At 58.7% G+C, this 17,163-nt stretch carries 20 protein-coding genes; 12 read left to right on the forward strand and 8 right to left on the reverse strand.

Going from position 1 to position 17,163, the window contains the following annotated elements:
* Window positions 1-7: 7 nt before the first annotated feature.
* Both GRX03_RS14920 and GRX03_RS14925 read right to left on the reverse strand, forming a co-directional pair.
* Complete coding sequence (locus GRX03_RS14920; RefSeq protein ID WP_368278541.1) at window positions 8-382, reverse strand: PIN domain-containing protein; 375 nt, start codon at window positions 380-382, stop codon at window positions 8-10.
* Window positions 379-1,611, reverse strand: coding sequence for a translation initiation factor IF-2 subunit gamma (locus GRX03_RS14925; RefSeq protein WP_159765019.1), 1,233 nt, complete (start codon window positions 1,609-1,611; stop codon window positions 379-381). The genes GRX03_RS14920 and GRX03_RS14925 overlap by 4 nt, the downstream gene beginning before the upstream one ends.
* 173 nt (window positions 1,612-1,784) lie before the next feature.
* Between GRX03_RS14925 and GRX03_RS16620 the strand changes: the two genes are divergently transcribed.
* Window positions 1,785-1,940: a DUF7563 family protein gene (locus tag GRX03_RS16620; protein ID WP_201289256.1), complete on the forward strand. Its 156-nt coding sequence runs from the start codon at window positions 1,785-1,787 to the stop codon at window positions 1,938-1,940.
* Window positions 1,941-2,036: 96 nt separating this feature from the next.
* Here GRX03_RS16620 and GRX03_RS14930 read toward each other — a convergent pair whose 3' ends face one another.
* Window positions 2,037-2,255, reverse strand: coding sequence for a zinc ribbon domain-containing protein (locus GRX03_RS14930; RefSeq protein ID WP_159765020.1), 219 nt, complete (start codon window positions 2,253-2,255; stop codon window positions 2,037-2,039).
* Between the two features lie 60 nt (window positions 2,256-2,315).
* Between GRX03_RS14930 and GRX03_RS14935 the strand changes: the two genes are divergently transcribed.
* Window positions 2,316-2,549 carry a hypothetical protein gene (locus GRX03_RS14935; RefSeq protein WP_159765021.1) on the forward strand — a complete coding sequence of 78 codons (234 nt, stop codon included), beginning with the start codon at window positions 2,316-2,318 and terminating at the stop codon, window positions 2,547-2,549.
* 42 nt (window positions 2,550-2,591) lie between these two features.
* Complete coding sequence (locus GRX03_RS14940; protein WP_159765022.1) at window positions 2,592-2,759, forward strand: hypothetical protein; 168 nt, start codon at window positions 2,592-2,594, stop codon at window positions 2,757-2,759.
* Here GRX03_RS14940 and GRX03_RS14945 read toward each other — a convergent pair whose 3' ends face one another.
* On the reverse strand, window positions 2,760-3,314 hold the full coding sequence (locus tag GRX03_RS14945) for a mechanosensitive ion channel domain-containing protein (RefSeq protein ID WP_159765023.1): 555 nt from the start codon (window positions 3,312-3,314) through the stop codon (window positions 2,760-2,762).
* A 126-nt stretch (window positions 3,315-3,440) separates the two neighbouring features.
* Here GRX03_RS14945 and GRX03_RS14950 point away from each other — a divergent pair, with 126 nt between their 5' ends.
* Both GRX03_RS14950 and GRX03_RS14955 read left to right on the forward strand, forming a co-directional pair.
* The gene (locus GRX03_RS14950; RefSeq protein WP_159765024.1) at window positions 3,441-3,665 is read left to right on the forward strand and encodes a hypothetical protein; all 225 of its coding nucleotides are present in this window, start codon (window positions 3,441-3,443) and stop codon (window positions 3,663-3,665) included.
* Between the two features lie 43 nt (window positions 3,666-3,708).
* Entirely contained in the window at window positions 3,709-4,377 is a 669-nt protein-coding gene (locus tag GRX03_RS14955) for a cupin domain-containing protein (RefSeq protein ID WP_159765025.1), read from the forward strand.
* A 30-nt stretch (window positions 4,378-4,407) separates the two neighbouring features.
* Here GRX03_RS14955 and GRX03_RS14960 read toward each other — a convergent pair whose 3' ends face one another.
* Window positions 4,408-5,313: an NAD-dependent epimerase/dehydratase family protein gene (locus tag GRX03_RS14960; RefSeq protein ID WP_159765026.1), complete on the reverse strand. Its 906-nt coding sequence runs from the start codon at window positions 5,311-5,313 to the stop codon at window positions 4,408-4,410.
* Window positions 5,314-5,517: 204 nt separating this feature from the next.
* On the opposite strand from GRX03_RS14960, the gene GRX03_RS14965 reads away from it, so the two are divergent.
* The 7 genes from GRX03_RS14965 to GRX03_RS14995 all read left to right on the forward strand — a co-directional run bounded on the left by GRX03_RS14965 (window position 5,518) and on the right by GRX03_RS14995 (window position 11,658).
* Window positions 5,518-7,224 (forward strand): hypothetical protein, encoded by a 1,707-nt coding sequence (locus GRX03_RS14965; RefSeq protein WP_159765027.1) that lies wholly within the window; start codon window positions 5,518-5,520, stop codon window positions 7,222-7,224.
* A 351-nt stretch (window positions 7,225-7,575) separates the two neighbouring features.
* A complete protein-coding gene (locus GRX03_RS14970) occupies window positions 7,576-7,911 on the forward strand; it encodes a putative quinol monooxygenase (RefSeq protein ID WP_159765028.1) in 336 nt (111 codons plus the stop codon).
* A 357-nt stretch (window positions 7,912-8,268) separates the two neighbouring features.
* Complete coding sequence (locus GRX03_RS14975; protein ID WP_159765029.1) at window positions 8,269-8,667, forward strand: hypothetical protein; 399 nt, start codon at window positions 8,269-8,271, stop codon at window positions 8,665-8,667.
* Window positions 8,668-8,770: 103 nt separating this feature from the next.
* Window positions 8,771-9,136 carry a hypothetical protein gene (locus GRX03_RS14980; protein WP_159765030.1) on the forward strand — a complete coding sequence of 122 codons (366 nt, stop codon included), beginning with the start codon at window positions 8,771-8,773 and terminating at the stop codon, window positions 9,134-9,136.
* A 268-nt stretch (window positions 9,137-9,404) separates the two neighbouring features.
* Window positions 9,405-10,424: a tyrosine-type recombinase/integrase gene (locus GRX03_RS14985; protein ID WP_159765061.1), complete on the forward strand. Its 1,020-nt coding sequence runs from the start codon at window positions 9,405-9,407 to the stop codon at window positions 10,422-10,424.
* 41 nt (window positions 10,425-10,465) lie between these two features.
* On the forward strand, window positions 10,466-10,603 hold the full coding sequence (locus tag GRX03_RS14990; protein WP_159765031.1) for a hypothetical protein: 138 nt from the start codon (window positions 10,466-10,468) through the stop codon (window positions 10,601-10,603).
* 53 nt (window positions 10,604-10,656) lie between these two features.
* Complete coding sequence (locus GRX03_RS14995; RefSeq protein ID WP_159765032.1) at window positions 10,657-11,658, forward strand: arsenic resistance protein; 1,002 nt, start codon at window positions 10,657-10,659, stop codon at window positions 11,656-11,658.
* 270 nt (window positions 11,659-11,928) lie between these two features.
* Here the strand turns inward: GRX03_RS14995 and GRX03_RS16795 are convergent, their stop codons facing one another.
* From GRX03_RS16795 to GRX03_RS15010, 3 genes are all read right to left on the reverse strand, one after another.
* Entirely contained in the window at window positions 11,929-12,150 is a 222-nt protein-coding gene (locus GRX03_RS16795) for a hypothetical protein (RefSeq protein ID WP_159765033.1), read from the reverse strand.
* 756 nt (window positions 12,151-12,906) lie between these two features.
* On the reverse strand, window positions 12,907-14,589 hold the full coding sequence (locus GRX03_RS15005) for a hypothetical protein (RefSeq protein WP_159765034.1): 1,683 nt from the start codon (window positions 14,587-14,589) through the stop codon (window positions 12,907-12,909).
* 312 nt (window positions 14,590-14,901) lie between these two features.
* Entirely contained in the window at window positions 14,902-17,127 is a 2,226-nt protein-coding gene (locus GRX03_RS15010) for a DUF262 domain-containing protein (protein WP_159765035.1), read from the reverse strand.
* Between the last annotated feature and the right edge of the window lie 36 nt (window positions 17,128-17,163).

Below are 17,163 nucleotides of genomic sequence, written 5' to 3' on the forward strand. Positions count from 1 at the left end.
GAGACGATTACTGAGTGATACCTAGTTTATTCTTCCCGCGTAAACTAATTACCGATACGCCCGTTTCGCGTGCTCGTTCGGCCAGCGGCTTGTCGTTCGTGAGGACGTGTGTCCCCGATTCGGCGGCGAGTTCGAGTACGGCGTCGTCGGCGTACTCCGCCGCGGTCGAGCGGATCTCACAGCGGTCGGTCGCCAGATCGTAGCCCACGCTCGCCGCCTTGGCCTCCTCGCCCGCCCCGTCCGAGAGCTTCTCCAGTTCCGCGACAACCGGCTGTGGCACCAGACACTCCGGCTCGTCGAGCAACCGGTCGAGTTCGTCGAAGATACGGACATCGCATTCGACGGGCATCATGAGCGCGTTCGTGTCCAGCACGACCGTCACTGTAGCGTTCCGTAGCCGATCAACCGCCACCGCGCGCCGACGCGACGGTTGATCGCGATCTTATCGCCCGGCTCGGCGCAGACCGGTCGCTTCAGCTGTACCTCACACTCCCCGTCGCGGGCGCTGGTGACCGACCCGACGGTCGTCGCCGTCCCGATGGTGAGCATGAGCGGTTCGCCCGTCGAGATCTCCTCGATCTCTCCGGCGCCCTCCTCGCTGCCGACCAACCGGTCGAGCAGATTGACGCCCATCGTGAACGACTCCTGGACCGGCGGCAGCGTCCCCGGCGGCCCGGCGACCTGCCCGGCCAGGGCGTCGCCTTTGGTGATCGCGGGGTCGAGGCCGGTTCCGACGCCGAGCAGTCCGCCCGGCGTGGCCGTCTCGACGTCGTCACCGCCGGCCTGCAGCGAGCGCACCGTCGTCTGGAGCGGCTGCCACTCGCTCTGGCCGCCCTCCTCGACTTCCCGGCCCGGTCGGAGTTCGATCTCCTCGCCCGCGGAGAGCTGTCCCTGTGAGAGCGACCCGCCGAGGACGCCGCCGACCAGCGAGTCCCACGTCGTTCCCGGCCGATTGATGTCGAAACTCCGCGCGACCAGCAACTCGGCGTCGGCGTCTGGATCGCGGTCCGGCGTCGGGATCTCCTCCTCGATTGCCTGCATCAGCAGATCCATGTTGACGCCCTGCTGTGCGCTGATCGGCACGACCGGCGCGTCCTCGGCGACGGTCCCGGCGACGAACTCCTTGATCTGCTGGTAGTTCTGCTCGGCCTGCTCGCGGTCGACCAGATCGATCTTGTTCTGCGCGATGACGATGTTCTCGATGCCGATGATATCAAGCGCCATCAGGTGCTCTTCGGTCTGTGCCTGGGGCACCTCCTCGCTCGCCGAGATGACCAAAACTGCGCCGTCCATCAGCGACGCGCCCGAGAGCATCGTCGCCATCAGCGTCTCGTGGCCCGGGGCGTCGACGAAGGAGACGGTTCGCAGGTGCTCGCTCTCCGACCCGTCAGGGCACTCCTCCTCGACAGTGTAACAGTCCGGTTCGTCCATCCCCGGACACTGTCTGAAGGTCGCGTCGGCGTAGCCGAGTCGGATCGAAATCCCCCGCTTCATCTCCTCGGAGTGCTGATCCGTCCACTCTCCACTCAACGCCTGGACGAGTGTCGTCTTTCCATGATCGACGTGACCGACGAGTCCGATATTTACCTCCGGTCGCTTGTTCGGTGTCATCTCGGGAGTAATCTCGATGAATTTTGGCCTCCTACGAGTGATAAAGCTACTGTTTTATATCCGACCTCGATCAGTCCGCTCGCTCGACACCTCGATTTCCACTCCTCAGGCACCGTCTTCCCGCGGGAAACTGTACAGAAGGCTTATGACCGGGGAGCATAGCCTATGAAAGAATGCCACAGTGCCAGAACTGCGAGTCGTTCGTGACAGAGCGGTACGTCAGGGTATTCACGCCGGAGCAGTTCGACCGGCCACGGGTCTGCCCGAACTGCGAGGACAAACTCCGGGAAGGGGCGGAGATCAGAGAGGCGCGCTCGACGCGCGGATAACTCGTTACTGCGGGGGGGTTTCGTCAACTGAGTCGTTGTACAGACAGCCTCGGCCCGGTCCCCTCTCGGTGGAATCCGGAGTCGGACCGTCGTCGGCTAACCGAGGAAAATATCGATTGCGTTGCCCGAGGACTGGCCCTTGTACAGTTCGGAGTAGCCGCAGTGCGTACAGGAGATCACGGTGAACTGCCTGTTCTGTACGTCGAACATCTTCGAGAGCCCGGAACCGCTCGTCGAGATTTCGTCGACTTCGGTCTCCTCGTGTCCGCACTTCGGACAGCCGCGTTGGTCGCGGTTGGGGTCGGGACGGCTCATACTACTCATTCTTCACTCCTTCGATAAATTATTTGTGTTTGACTATACAAGGTCGAAATAATGTCGGGAGTCGCGTTCCTCCTGCTGGTGGTCGTCTTGGGTGTCGTCCCGCTGTTCGTCCTGTACGTCCTCATAGAAGGCGAGACGAATGATCCGACGGTGGTCGACCGAGCCGAAGCCGAGAAAATCGCACAAGGGCGCGGTGGTCGCCGGGCTGACAATTCCACAGGGGGCGGGTCGAAATCCGACGACGACACCGAGTGCGGCGTCGACACCGGCGACCGCAACCGCTGACTCGCCCTCGGGACTTTAGTGTGCGACCGTCGTTGTTCTCGTATGCGCGTCGCCCGAACCGAACGGTCCGAGACGTGGCACCTCCTCGGTGCGCGTGGTTGTGGCGCCAGTCCAGACGGCGAACAGATCGATGCCCCGTGGCCGAAGATCCGCGACCGCGTCGAGCGTAGCGAGGCGAGCAAGTGCGCGAACTGCAACTGGCCGCGGTGATTACTCCCCGGCCGTGCTGTCGGCCCGCTTGGTCCACTCGGCCTCGACGTCCCGGTTGGCGAGGACGACCGTATCGCCGTTGTCGAGAGTGAACCTGCTCTTTCGGAGTTCGATCGCCGCGACCGTCCCCTCCATCTTGTCGACGACGACCCGGTCCCCGACCTCGAAGTCCGGATCCTGCAACAGGTAGACGCCAGCGACGGTATCCTCGATCATCTCCGACAGCGCGTACGAGACACCGAGCGCGATGAACCCCACCGCTGTCCCGAGACTCGCCGCGATACCGCCGAGGCCGACAATCGAGAGAAACGCCAGCGCCGCGCCGAACCACAGGAACATGCCGATCACCGTCACCAGCAACTGCACGACAAGCGCCTGTCTCGACGAGTAATACCGCCGTAAGACTCCGCCGATCACGCTCAGCACGATCTTAATGAGCGCGTACGCGACGACCCCGAAGATCAGCCCCGAGACGAGCCGCGGTATCGCGGCCTCGACGCCGCCAGCGACCTGGTCGAGGGTCTGCTGGACTGTCAGTACCGCCGTCTGTCTCATACCGGAGTCGCGCCCGGGACCCTCAAAAGGATTGTGTCACCGGCTACTGCCACCGCGATACCCGACGGCTCCGGCGTCGTGGTCACCCGTCACAACCGTTTAGAGAACGGCCGCCTACCTATTGCTATGGTGGAGATTCCAGCGGACGCTCCGGCGGTCTGTCCCGTCTGTGAGAAGCCATACGAATCCGTCACCGTCCACACCGACGGCGTGATGGTCGCGCTCAACGACAACGAGCGGTACCGTCGCGTCTGTTTCGATCCCGAGCGACACGACGGCGACCCCGGGCTGTACTTCTACCACCACACCCACGAGCAGGCCGACCTCGAACGGGCCGACGCCACTCCCTGACACCGAACCGAAGACTTTCACTCTCGAACCACAACTGAAAGCTATGTCGGCCTACGTCACCGGACGGACATTGGACGAAGAGGGTCGACCGATCCCCGGGACCGGATTCGAGGTCACCGAGGGAAGTTGGCTCGAAGACCGGCTCCGCCAGCGGGCCGGCCCGATCACCTCTCACCCGAACCGGGCGGTCTGGGGAGTCCCGCTCACCGACGGCGAGGACCCGATCCGAACACTGAGCGTCTTCGGTCCCGGCTACGACGGACCACCGGCGCACTACCACGAACAGAGCGTCGAACTGTTCGACGTCGAGTCGGGAGCGCTGACGATGCGTCTCGACGGTGACACCCGAACGGCGGCGACCGGCGACACGCTCAGAGTCGAACCGGGTGTCGTTCACACCTTCAGCAACGATACCGACGAGCGTGCGCTGGTCACGACAGAGATCCACTCCCCCGGACGGCTCCGTCAGGTGCTCCCGACGCTCGGTGGGCTCGCTCACGACCGTCGGCGCAGTCCGAACGATCCGCTCCAGCAGCTCGTCATCGCCGATGCACTGGACGACAACACGGTGTTTACTCGCGGCGAGCGGCTCGGCAACGCCGCCGCGAGTGCGCTCGCACCACTGGCCCGTCTGGCCGGCTACCGGGGCGCGTACGCGACGTACACACAGCCGGCGTTCTGGCGCGAGCACGTCGAACAGCCGCCGGTGTGATCGCTCGCTGCTCTCGAGCACCGGCTTGGGTCACAGCCACTCCGGACCGGAAACGTCGGCTTCCGAACGTGGAGAGGTGTACGTCGGCTCCCAGCCGAGGAGGTCGGCGGCTTTCGCGTTCGAGAGCGCGGCCTGTCTCCCCTCCAGTTCGCACTGGTCGGGGAGCGTGCCACACACCGCCTCGACGATCTCCGCGGTCGGCTGGCCGAGATAGTTCTCGTCGGCGACACAGAGGACGGTCTCGTGGCCCCCGTGATCCGTCGCCAGCGCGGCCTCGACCATCCGGGCCACGTCGCGGACGTCCACGAACGAGCCGAAGTTCCTCCCGGCGGCATCGCTCGTCAGATCGGTTCCGTCGGCGTGCGGCCGTCGTCTCGTCCTGCCGGGACCGAAAATCGTCGCCGGCCGGATCGTCGTCACCGACACGTCGTGACGGCGAACCACCGTCCGTGCGATCTCCTCGCCGCAGACTTTCGAGAGGCCGTAGGCGTCTTCCGGACGGCACTCGTGGGCCTCGTCGATCGGCAGGTAGGCCGGCGTCCACGTCGACTCAGCAAACAGTGCGCCGTACGCCGCCTGTGAGGATGTCCAGACCACGTCGATTCCGGCCTGACCCGCCGCGGAGAGGACGTTATACGTACTCGCGACGTTGTTGTCGAACACGCGACTGTCGGGGTTGCAGACCGGATCCGAGACCGCCGCCAGGTGGACGACGGCGTCGGGAGCCACCTCGTCGATCGTCTCGCGAGCGAGCCCCTTCTCGGTGAGATCGACCGCCCAGAACTCGGTGTTCGACCGGGTTCCCTCCGGCCGGTCGAGATCGACTCCGACGACGTGTGTCCCGCTGTCGGCCAGTCGGTCGACGACCCACCGGCCGACCCCTCCGAGCGCCCCCGTCACGAGCACCGTATCGTGGTCGTAGTCGGTCGTTGTCATGATTCACGCTCGTCTGCAATTGTCGCGCATTCCCACAAAAGTATGTGGGTCGTTAGCATACATAAACCACCGCAGAGTCGCGGTATCTCGTCAGCCAGCCGTCGGCGGATCCGTCGTCCCGGAGCTATCGAGGTGGCCAATAGATTAAGAACGTTCAGTGAAGAACTGTACCGTATCCGGTTACAAATACGGGGATACTGACAAATGAGTACAATAAAAACGATCGGGGTGGTTCTGCTGGCGGTGTTGATGACGACGACGGTCGTCGGGGCGAGCGCCGTCGTCGCCGTCGACCGGACTATTCTCGACGCCGACAAGGTGTCGACGACCTTCGAGAACGAAGGGATTCAAGAGGAGATGACGGCCCGGGCGCGCGAACAGGTCGAAACGGAGGTCAACAACAGCCTCCAGGGCGAGGAACTTCCGCCGGGGATCAGCATCGATGCCAACAGCGAGACGGTCGCGCGGCAAGCGATCACGGAGTCCTACGTGAACGGGCAACTCACCCGGAACATCGAGGCGATCATCGCGTTTCTCGAAGGGGACACCGAGAACCTCACGCTGCAGATGAACACCGAACCGGTCAAGCAGTCGCTGATCGACCAGTTCGACGAGGAGGCTGTGACGGTCGATACGGTCACCCTCACACAGCAACGCGACCTCAGCACGGCGGACGGGAGCATCGAAATCACGGACACGATGGTCCGACGGCTCAACGAGGATCAGGCCGGCTACACCAGCGTCCGGCGCGACCTCAGGGCACAACAGGTGACAGACCTCCCGATCCGGATCCGTCAGGACGAGTCCGTCGCCGTCAACACGGTCGAACTCGCGACCGCAATCGACCTCCAGTCCGCACAGGGCGACATCGACGTGAGCGATCGGATGATCGAGGATCTCAACCGCGACGCCGCCGGTTACTCGAGCACTCGCTCGGACATCCGACAGCAGATCCAGAGCGCGTCGAGCCGGGAACTCTCCTCTACGGAAATCGACCAGCGTCTCCGGCTGATCAACGAGCAAGCCAAGGCCGATGCCGCCGAGCAGGCCCGAGCGGAGTACGGCGACCAGGTCAGCGAGGAGTCGCTGCAGAACATCATCGCCCTCCAGAACACCGTCATCGACGGGCTCACTGATCCCGACCTCGACAGTTTCGAGGCGTACGCCGACCGGCGGGACTCGGACAAACGAGCGCTGGAGGAATCGCTGACGGCCGATCTCAACCAGCGACTCCGGGAGATCAGCGCCGACGTTCAGGCCGACGCTGCCGCACAGGCTGAAACCCAGTACAGCGACCAGGTCGGAAACGAAACTCTCCAAGCGATCGTCGATCTCCAGTCGACGGTGATCCGTGGGTTCATCGACCCCGACCTGACGGAGTACTCGGCGTACGAGAGCCAGCGCGACGCCAACGAGACGGCCCTGGAGTCGGCTATCGCCTCCGAGATCCAGCAGCGCATCGACGGCCAGGTCGACGACCAGATCAGCCTCGGAAACGACCTCGACGAGAACACCGGACAGCTCGAGACGGTCCAGTCCGGACTCGGACTGATCGGCACGCTCGTGTTCGTCCTCCCGCTTCTGTTTCTCGGTCTGGCGGCGCTCGTCTACGCCGTCACGCGGTCGATCAGGCGGACGGTCTCGACGGCCGGCTACTCCCTGCTCGTCGGTGGCGGTATCGGCGCAGTCCTCGGGTTCGTCCTCGTCGGCCGGGTCGTCGGTGCGCTCGAATCCAGCGGCGGTGGCGGCTCCGCGGCCGAGGAGGCGTTTATCGACGCCTTCGCCGCACTCGCCAGAACGCTGTTCAACGCCCACATCACGCAGTCTGCCGTGCTCGCGGTTCTCGGCGTGATCCTGATCGTCGGCGTCTACGTCGAATCGAGACGGGGATCCTCCCCGGTCCGCGAGTAGCGACCGTCGACGCGTTTTGCGGTCTGGAACAGACGAGGCGGCGTGACTGACGATACTCGACCTCACGCGCACCCGAACGGACCCGACATATTCACTCGCTCGAACGCCGGGTTCGAGCGGCACACCTCGGACCGACGCCCGGGGGCGCTCTTCTACGCACGGTTCACTGAACCCACTGCTCTCGCGTGATTTCGCCTCCTGGGTCCACGCCAGCGCCGGTCCACCTCGAACGGATCACTCCCCGAACGGGAGCCGCGCAAACTGAATGCCGCCTCCCGAACTGTGGAGTTCACCAGCCAACAGCGCATTGGCGCGAAACGTATAACGCCTGTCTCGCTGAAACGTAGTGGCATGTACGTCGTTCACACGACTATCCCCCTGGACCCGGACTGCGGAGACGAACTGGTAGACCGCGTCGACGACCTGGTCGAGCGATCCCGAAACGAGGACGGGACAGTCCGGTACAGAGCGATGCGAGACCTGACTGAGGGGAACCTGCTCCGGTTCTTCGAGCAGTACGAAGACGCCGACGCGGCCGAGGCCCACACTAACTCGGAAGAGTACCGCCGATTCAACGAGCTACTCCCCGAGGTGGTCGACGGGAAGATCGAGACCCTCCAGTTCGAGACGGACGAGGTACACGCTGTCGAGTTCACGGCCGCCGATGCGGTAGACGCACTCGAGTAGCCGCGCGCTCGATCCGCTCCCCGGACTGTGGCCCTCGCCGGGACGTTCGCGTCAGCCTGCGGGTCGTGACTCGCCCGGTTCAGCATCCAGCCGGTGTCGTTCCCTCGGCTGCTCGCTTCGCTCTCAGTCGCAGAACACGCCGCCCCCGAACAGCGTCGACGCCTGGCGAGTGGTCTATCCCGTGGGAGAATGACTCGCCAGTTTGCCCGCTGTTTGGGCTAATGGTCAAACTGCAACGGCCCCTCGACAACAGACCAGTGCGCGTCACGGAACTGCTCTCCGATAATGTTAGCGGATTTTCACGTGTCACACACAGCCGCCGATAATTGATAACTCAGAAACTATATCTGTCCTGGTATGTCGATGCAAACACGACGGTCATTTCTTGGACTGGTTGCGAGTGCGAGCGCGCTGGGACTTGCCGGTTGTGGAAGCCGGACCGCTCCAGACGACGCCCGGTACCCAAAAGAAGTGACGGTGAGTGGTGGCGACGACACGCTGGCGGCGTGGGTTCTCCCGGGGAAGCGTCGTCTCGATGAGGCAATCTTCGGTACCCCCGCCCAGCCAAAAGGTTTGGAAGAGGACATCGGCGTCCCCCTGGATGCACGCGAGACGAACGCCGACGGGACGGAGTTCACACAGACAGCTATGCCGACACCGTTCTCCGACGAGATCCGCGAAATAACCGGCTCGTTCGAGTACACCGTCACGGATACTGTTCCGTACGACACGCCAGATTCTGACGACACCGGCTGAGGGGAGTTTCGAGTTCACCTCGCCTGACGGCGCCCACGAGTACGAAGTTGAGACACAGAGCGTGATTCCAGTCGGGCCGGACCACCCGTTCCGCGGCGGTACGATGGTCGATTCGACGATGCACGGCAAGACCGGCGTCGGGACACGGATGCAGCCAACGCAGTACGTCTACACGGCATTGTGGGCGGTGGCAAGCTACGCGGTCGACGGCGAAACCGTCAGCGAGAACCGCCTGCTGCACGTGATGACCAGTGAGAAGGTGCGCACGACAGACGGACGACTGATGTTCGACGACGAGCTGCCCCACGAGGGCGCACAGACTCACGTCGTCCTCCCGCCGGTTGAGGTGACCGACTCCGGACCGACCGAATCACCGTTGCCCTCGGAGTTCGGTGCCGGAGATAGCCAGCAGCCCTTTATTCATCTCAATCTGTACGATTCCTCGCTACGGGGGATCGACCGAATATGAGTTTTCGGCTGGTCGGACGACCGGCGCGGGATGCTGTCTTCCGGACTGTGACTCGTGCGAGACCCACTCCGTTCGTCTCGCGCGATTCAAAACCCGTCTATCGTCGGGGTCTACTGCTCACGGACGACTCGCTACGCTCGTCGTTGTGTCCACAGTAGAAGTGCCGCCTCCCGGATTTGAACCGGGGACAGCTCTCCCGTCCGGCGGTTTCACCGCCTTGAGCGGGGGCGGCTCACACCCTCGCAGGTGGGGCGTTTCGGTGGTCGAAATGAGTCAAGAACTCCAACCAATCTCACCGGAACGCGCAAAGGAAATGTACCTCGACGCTCGCAAGCGCGAGGTATCGCAATCGACCCTCGATGGCTACCACTACCGGCTGAAGCACTTCATTCGGTGGTGCAACGAGGTAGCCGACATAGACAACATGAACGACCTCACCGGGCGGAAACTCCAAGAGTTCCGAACGTGGCGGCGCGACGACGGCGACCTCAAGCCTGTCACCTTGGAAGGGAACCTCGACGCACTCCGCGTCTTCATCCGCTGGTGTGAGTCTATCGACGCCGTGCAACAGGGCCTTCACGAGAAAATCATCATGCCCACGCTCTCGAAGGAGGACGAACAGAGCGAGAGCATTCTGCCAGCCGAACAGGCCGAGGCTGTGTTAGAATATCTCCGACAGTACGAGTACGCCACGCGAGGCCACGTTATCATCGAAATCCTGTGGCACACGGGGATTCGTCTCGGGGCATTCCACTCGCTTGACCTCGGAGACTACGATTCGGAACGCGAAACCCTCGAAATCCGTCACCGGCCCGAAACCGGCACCGCGCTCAAGAACGGGAAAGAAGGCGAGCGAATCGTCGCATTGAGCGGCACGGTGTGTAGCGTTATCGACGGCTACATCGAACACAACCGACCGGATACGCGGGACGACTACGGTCGGAAGCCGCTCGTGACGAGTCGGTACGGTCGCCTCTCGCGGGGCAATGTCCGGGAAACGGTCTACAAGGTCACTCGGCCCTGTTACTACGGCGTGGACTGTCCTCGGAACCGCGACCCGGAATCCTGTGAGGGAACGCACTATAACGGGTACAGCAAGTGTCCGGTCAACGTCTCACCACACGATATTCGGCGTGGCAGTATCACGGAACATCTCTCGAAAGATGTGCCGGAAAAGGTCGTGAGCGACCGCATGAACGTCGGCCCGGACGTGTTGGACAAGCACTACGACAAGCGAAGTGAGGAACAGAAGGTAGAACAGCGCCGTGGCTATCTCGAAGGAGTCTAACCACCCAAAGGGATTCACCCTTCGCGGGTTTTGGTACTGGTATGAGTGACGAACAGAACCAGAATGAGATTCGCCTACCAGACGACGAAGAGGAAGTAATCGACATGGCTGGCGCGGAAACAGACGAAGAAAAGAATCTCGCGGTCGCGCAGGCCCGGTTGATTGGCGATATTGACTGATGGCTTGCTCTATTCCACGGCTGGTTTAGGTATCCGGTCGCAACCTCTTTCCAATGCTCTCGAAGGACTGGCTTCAATATCATCAGGTTGCGGTTTACGCTGTGGCTGTACTCCTTGCGGTGGTGGTCGGAGTCGGATGGGAGAGCGCTACATCCACGTTTCAGCAGTTCATTAACCCGGTACTGGCCGTCCTGCTGTATGTGACCTTTCTCGAAATCCCGCTCACTCGTCTTCGCCAAGCGTTCACGAATCTCCGATTCATGACAGCCGCGCTCGGGATGAATTTCCTCGTTGTTCCGGTCGTTGTCTACGGGCTGACTCGGTTACTACCCGAAGAGCCGGTGCTACTCGTTGGGGCGTTCATGGTGCTGTTGACGCCCTGTATCGACTACGTAATTGCGTTTACCGACATTGCCGATGGGAACGCCGAACAGATTACAGCCGCGACACCTGCCCTTATGCTCGTTCAACTGGCGCTTCTCCCGGTGTACCTCTGGTTATTCATGGGTCAGCAAGTTGCCGAGGCTATCGAGCCGGGGCCGTTCGTGGAAGCGTTCGTATTGTTGATTGCGCTCCCGCTCACCCTCGCATGGGTCACTGAAGCGTGGGCTGAACGCTCACAGGCTGGTCAGCAGTGGCAAGAAGCGATGGGGTGGCTTCCCGTTCCAATGATGGGCGCGACCTTGCTTGTTGTAATCGGCTCACAACTCCCGAGAGTCCGAGAGTCCATCGAGCAAATCGCCGCTGTTGTTCCTGTTTACGTGGCGTTTCTGGTTATCATGCCGCTTCTCGCACGACTCGTTGCCGGGCTGTTACAGATGGACAGCGGCGACAGTCGCGCACTCGTTTTTACCTCGGTGACCCGCAATTCGCTGGTCGTTCTCCCGTTAGCGCTCGCGCTCCCGTCCGGCTACGAACTGGCTCCGGCAGTCGTAGTCACGCAGACCCTCGTTGAACTGATGGGAATGGTCGTTCTCACGCGGGTCGTTCCGACGTTGCTCGTTCCTGACTCACCGAAATCTACCCCGCTCTCCGGCGACGTAGACGAGGGGTGAAGACACTCGAAATCGGACTTCGCAGGTAGGATAGGTCATGTTAGGATTGTGAGGAGTTACGACCATGAGCGTGTTGCCCGTCCCTCTGAAGACAGCCAAATTTCGAGAGTCGTGAGTATGCGTGTGACGTATAAAACTTAAGACAACGTGGTCATGTTCACTGCGGCAAAACAGGGGTAGCGACCACCGCAATCTAACCCTCTCTCGGCCACCAGTTCACTACTCTCGGCTATCAGACACGACGCCGACCGCGACTAACGAGAGAACCGATTAGCAACAGTCGCTTTCGCCGGGCGTCCACTCACACGCATTGCCGGTCGTAAGGTCGTTCTCGTCAATATACGCCGAAAGGCAGGCGTAGTTACAGAAGTACGCAGGCGACCCACAGTCGTCGTCGCAGTCGCGGACACAGATAGGGTCGTGGTCGAATATACGTGACTCGCAGTACGCACACGTCTCGTCCGCCTTCGGTGTCGAAACAGTCGTGGACATATCTGTGATACGAAGGTGCCGACAGAAAGCGTTTCGCCGGGAAGGTATCGGGCCAGCAAAAGCGGTGGATGGTTTCACAGCACTGTGAAAATCGGTTGGTTCGACCACCGCTGATACGGACATTCAGAGAGCCGGAGAGCACTTGAGAGAAAATCGACCCATCTCGAACTCCCCACCCCCGACTGTCCCGGCCCGACCGACGCCAATAACCCCACCCACGTCCCCCACCGGGGGCCAGTCCCCCCGGTGTCCCACACCCTCACTCGGCCCACCCGGTCTACGGGTACCCACCCGACCCCTGCCTCTCTACGCTCTTCTGGTTCCTGTATCTGATATGTGCGTGTGTAGCAGGGTGGGATACAGGTGGCGCTGGCCCACCATAGAGACAGCCCCCGTGGCCCGTAGAGTGGTGCTACGACCCACTCACGCCGTCTAAAACGCTGTTGGAACTCTTTAGAACCGGTTTTCTCCTGTTTCGGGGGTCATTCCGAAATGGGGGATAACCGTAGAGAGAATCAACCCACTTCAGGGGGTTCGGGGTTCGTTCATCTCCTAACTTGGAATGATACCGGGGAACTTCGCTCACCAGCGCCGAAGGGATTCCGACACCTCAATCCGACAGTCGTCACCGTTTAATGAGCAGTAGTAATCCAAACTACGAATTTTATTAACGAAGTCGAACGCACCCTCTAATAACAACTATGAGTGGGGTGGTTCGACCTGTATAATAATATCTGATACGAGTATCACTGTGAGTTATTCGTCCACGTCCCACATATACGCCGCCGCGTCGGGAAGGTCGTCGTACTTCGTCACGAATCCGTTCTCTGCGAGCGCTTCGGCCTTCTTCCGGGCGCTTCGCTCGTTAACCTTCGTCCCATTTTCGATTTCGGTCACTGTGCCACCTTTACCACCACTTTCCTGAAGGTACTCGGCTACCTCTCGGGCGTCTTCGCTGAACAGAACGAGGTGCGCCGCTTCGCTCGGCACCCATTCGGGGAACGCCGCCGTGTTCACGTAGACCGTCGTGGGTTCGCTGTCTCGTCCGAACCGAAGCACGTCCTGAAGCGTCTGCCGCTTCATGTGTCGGTGAACCTTGTCCCCGAACTCACCGTAACTCTTCGCCGTCCCACGCTTCCCGTTTGACGTGACTGCTTCGCCCGCATACGCCCCCCACTTCTTGATGTAGGGGTCGCCGTAGTGCCGAGAGCCGGAGACGAACCCGAGGTACTTGTCTGCGAAGCCTTGGTAACTCAAGACGTTGCTGAAGTTCCGAGAGGTACCAACGTAGTTGAACAACTCACCGTCGTTGTACTCCGGGTACACGTTGTCAATCGCCTTCTTGCTCGTGATTAAGCCCGGTTTCTCGCCTTCTTTCCGGTGTATCCAATGCGCGATTTTGGTGTCTTTCTTTGCGGTGATACGCCCTTTTGCGTCGTTCTGGTATGGCTTCAGGTCGTCATTCGTCCGAATGATGGTCTGGTTCAGCACGTCCGAGACGTACTTTCGCTTCTCGCGGTCTTCGAGAACGTCGCGGTGCGTAAGGTCAAGGCCGGTCGCTATTCGCCACATCGCGGGCGTCGGAGTCCCGTCTAAACCAAGGAAGCCGTCGGCAATATCGAAGTTCGGTGGATTGAGAAGGTATATCGTATCTTCGTCTCGGTCGCGCACGCAGATGGCGTTCGAGTTGATACCCGAGGGGTCGATACCATGCAAGTCAGCCCAATCCGAGACGGGTAGCCGTTCCCACCCATTCCCTAACTCATGCCCGGCCAGTAGCGCGAATGTCAGGGTTGGGGCGAGTGCATGATACTCTTCGTTCGGAGATTTGAGAACGTTGCTGGTGTCCTGATAGAGGCCGTGTTCTCGGAACCAATCGAGGGCTTCAGCATACCGGTCGTTGTCAGGCTGTGCGTTCAGCACGTCCTGATAACTGTCGTAGCGTAGGGTGACATTCTGAAGGAAGCGGTCAACGACCTGTTCCGGGTTCTCGAACTCGGTTTCAAACTCACTCACCGAGAACTCGTCTTTAACCACGAAGCGCCCCTTCAGGTACTCGTCCCGGTAGGCATGGCTCGGGTCGCCAATTAGAACGTCAGGTGCCGACGGGTCGAAGTCAAGCAGTTCGAGATACCTACAGTCCCCACCACACCGTATATCGTCAAGTCGGTCATGGATTTCACGGCCACCGACGCCGTTCTCGTATGCCTTCACGGCCCGACCGTCGTAGTGGTCTTGGTCGCTCTTATCGAACGCAGGACAGTCCTTGTACGGTGTCGGTATGCGCTTGTAAGTGAGTCCGAACTGGTCGCACAACTCTTCAGCGTCTCTCTTCAGGTAGTCTCGGGACGCAAGGTAGAGTAACAACGTTTCTGTCTCACTGGCGGCGTTCAGGGACGAATATGACTTGCCCGAAGCGGGCAGTGCTTCGAGTAGCACATTCCCGTGTCCATTGTAGATTCCTCTGATTGCTTGTTCCACGCGGCGTCGAACGCCGTCCAAAGTGGGGGGCCTATACGGTGGATTCTTACTGATAGCGTTCGTACTTTGCATTGTCGTTCACATCCACGACAGGGGAACGGGCCAGCCCGCCAAGGTCGCCCTTCCCTCTTCCTCGCAACCGAACGGATAGCGGTGCGTGTCGTGTGGTTGGTTCACCTACTTTCTTGGGACACTAAAAGTGTCGTACAGGCGTACCTCAAGGCTTCACGCGAGCGCATAGGATTTCTCTGATAGGGCTATTGAGAGCGACTACACTTCAGAACGGACTTGATATAGGGGAGCAGTCAATTCAGAATTACATTCCGCACATCGTACTTCCCCGCTATCTGTTTGGATTTTCATTGATAACGAACCGCAGTCACACTCTCTCACTTCTGTCCACTCGCCATCATTGAATGTCTGATTCCGAATTCCAACACTTGCGATAGACTGTCCATTTCTTTTATGATAGTTGTCACGAACAGACTGGGAAATTCTATTTTGAAGGTCTTGCCTCTGTTCCGTACTAAACTCGTGGTATCCCTCTATACAAACAGAGGCCTCACTCACACCTGACCACCATTTGAGAACAAAATCAACGAGTTCTTCGGTACGGTTTTCGATTGCCTCTCTACCCCATTCAACATCATCAGGGTGCGGAAGTTCTCTCAAGTGCTGTTGGTTTGAATTATCATAGGTCTCTTCCCACTTTTGTCGATAAGGTTTGTTGCTTGCGTGTGGATTATCATCAGGACTAATGAGAGCAAGATTACCCAAGGAATTCACACATTCTTCATGCTCTTCAATGCGTTCTTCCGGTAACTCTCTCGGGTTTTGCGGCCAAATGTGTTCGAGTTGTACCCGTCGACTTCCCATACCAACACCTGTGAACTCACGGAAATCGGCAATTGGCGACTCGCCACTGTTCTGCATTCTCAAATATCTTTCATATTCATACAGCAGGTAAACAATTGAGGTCTCGCCAATTCCGCCCCACCTATCATTACCGTTGACAACATCTGGTTGGCGAAGATAGTCTGCGATAAGATAATCTGGACAGTATCGACCAAGGTCATCCTCAATTTCCTTTACAACGTATTCATAAGCGGCTTCCGCTGTCTCAAAGACTTCTTCCGGGGGAGTATGGCCTTCGCCAAAAATATCCTTTGCAGTCTCACTTCGTCCGACCCATGAGACCGGGTATGACATTTTTCGCACATGGGCACGCCTCTTATCCGCCCGAGAGTTAGATATTTGATATAATCGAAACGCATGAGTTCGGCACAACTGTATCGTTCTCAAAAACTCTTCACTATGCCCAAACGTCCTGCCTGCACTCATTAGCAAAGACAGATAGTTGGTCTGTTTCCCTATAGCGTTGAAACTTTTTAGTGCAGATACTATTTCTCTTTCAATCTTTGTTGGATTATTGGCTTCCCGAATTATAACGTCTGGATTCGTGATTTTGCGGAATTCTTCCGCCGCTGTTCTCATATCTTGCATATACGCCTCAATCCAAACCTTCTGTTCTTCGGGTGGACGGGATTGTGGTATATGAGCCGGAATCCGCTTCACTCGACGGTGTATATCTGTGATTGTACTTGTCTCGAAACTGTATTCGCCGGAGAATAATCGCCAGTGTTCTCGTACAAATCTATCAACAGACTCTTCGCCACCGTTTTGTGAAACTTTCTCAATTACAGCCCCAATCTTTTGATAAATATCTTCAGCGAGCGACTCGTCATTTTGTCGGTCTGCACAGAAAATCAAGTAACTTTTTATTTTATCAATAGTTGTCAGGTCTCGCCCTCTATCGTTTAGTACCTCGAAAAAGCGACCTGCTTCGCTTGTCTGTTCGATAGTGTATGTTGTAACTTGAATATTCGAAAATAACACCTCTGACAATCCGGATAAGAATTCAAGGAAATCGTCTTCTTCATCTTCTTTTTCGTCTAACCAATCATGTATAACATCTTTGGCATTAAGAAGATATCCTTGCGAAGGGATACTCGCAGATACACTATCCGTGTCTTCGCTATTAATAATTATCAAGTCGTAGACTTCTTTTGTCTTTTCTTGTGGCCGAATCCGGGCTTCCCCACGGAAATCAATAAATGTCTCTTGATTATCCTCAATGATTTTCACTACTGGTTCATCATCAATCTCTTCATCCTCATACTCTTTCAATCGTTCATTGACACATTGCAATAATATAGTGACAGTAGTAAGTCGTTGCTGGCCGTCGATAACGTTATATTGGCTTAATTTCCGTCGTGAAACCGTCTTTGTCCCAACATTTTGAAGAACAATCGTTCCAAAATAGTGGAAACCTTCAAAATCTGCGTTTCTTCTTCTGTCTCGGTGAAGATGTTCAATATCAGAAAGTAAGTCTTGCACCTCTGAAGTAGTCCATGAATATCCACGTTGGTATTTTGGAACAGTAAATAGTCCGTTTTCAAATAAAAGTCCTAAATCCTGTTGTTCCGCATCTGCCATGCTAATGCCCTAATGACGGACGGTTAAAAACTGTAA

It is taken from the genome of Halovenus carboxidivorans (assembly GCF_009831575.1).
In the GTDB taxonomy this organism is placed as follows: domain Archaea; phylum Halobacteriota; class Halobacteria; order Halobacteriales; family Haloarculaceae; genus Halovenus; species Halovenus carboxidivorans.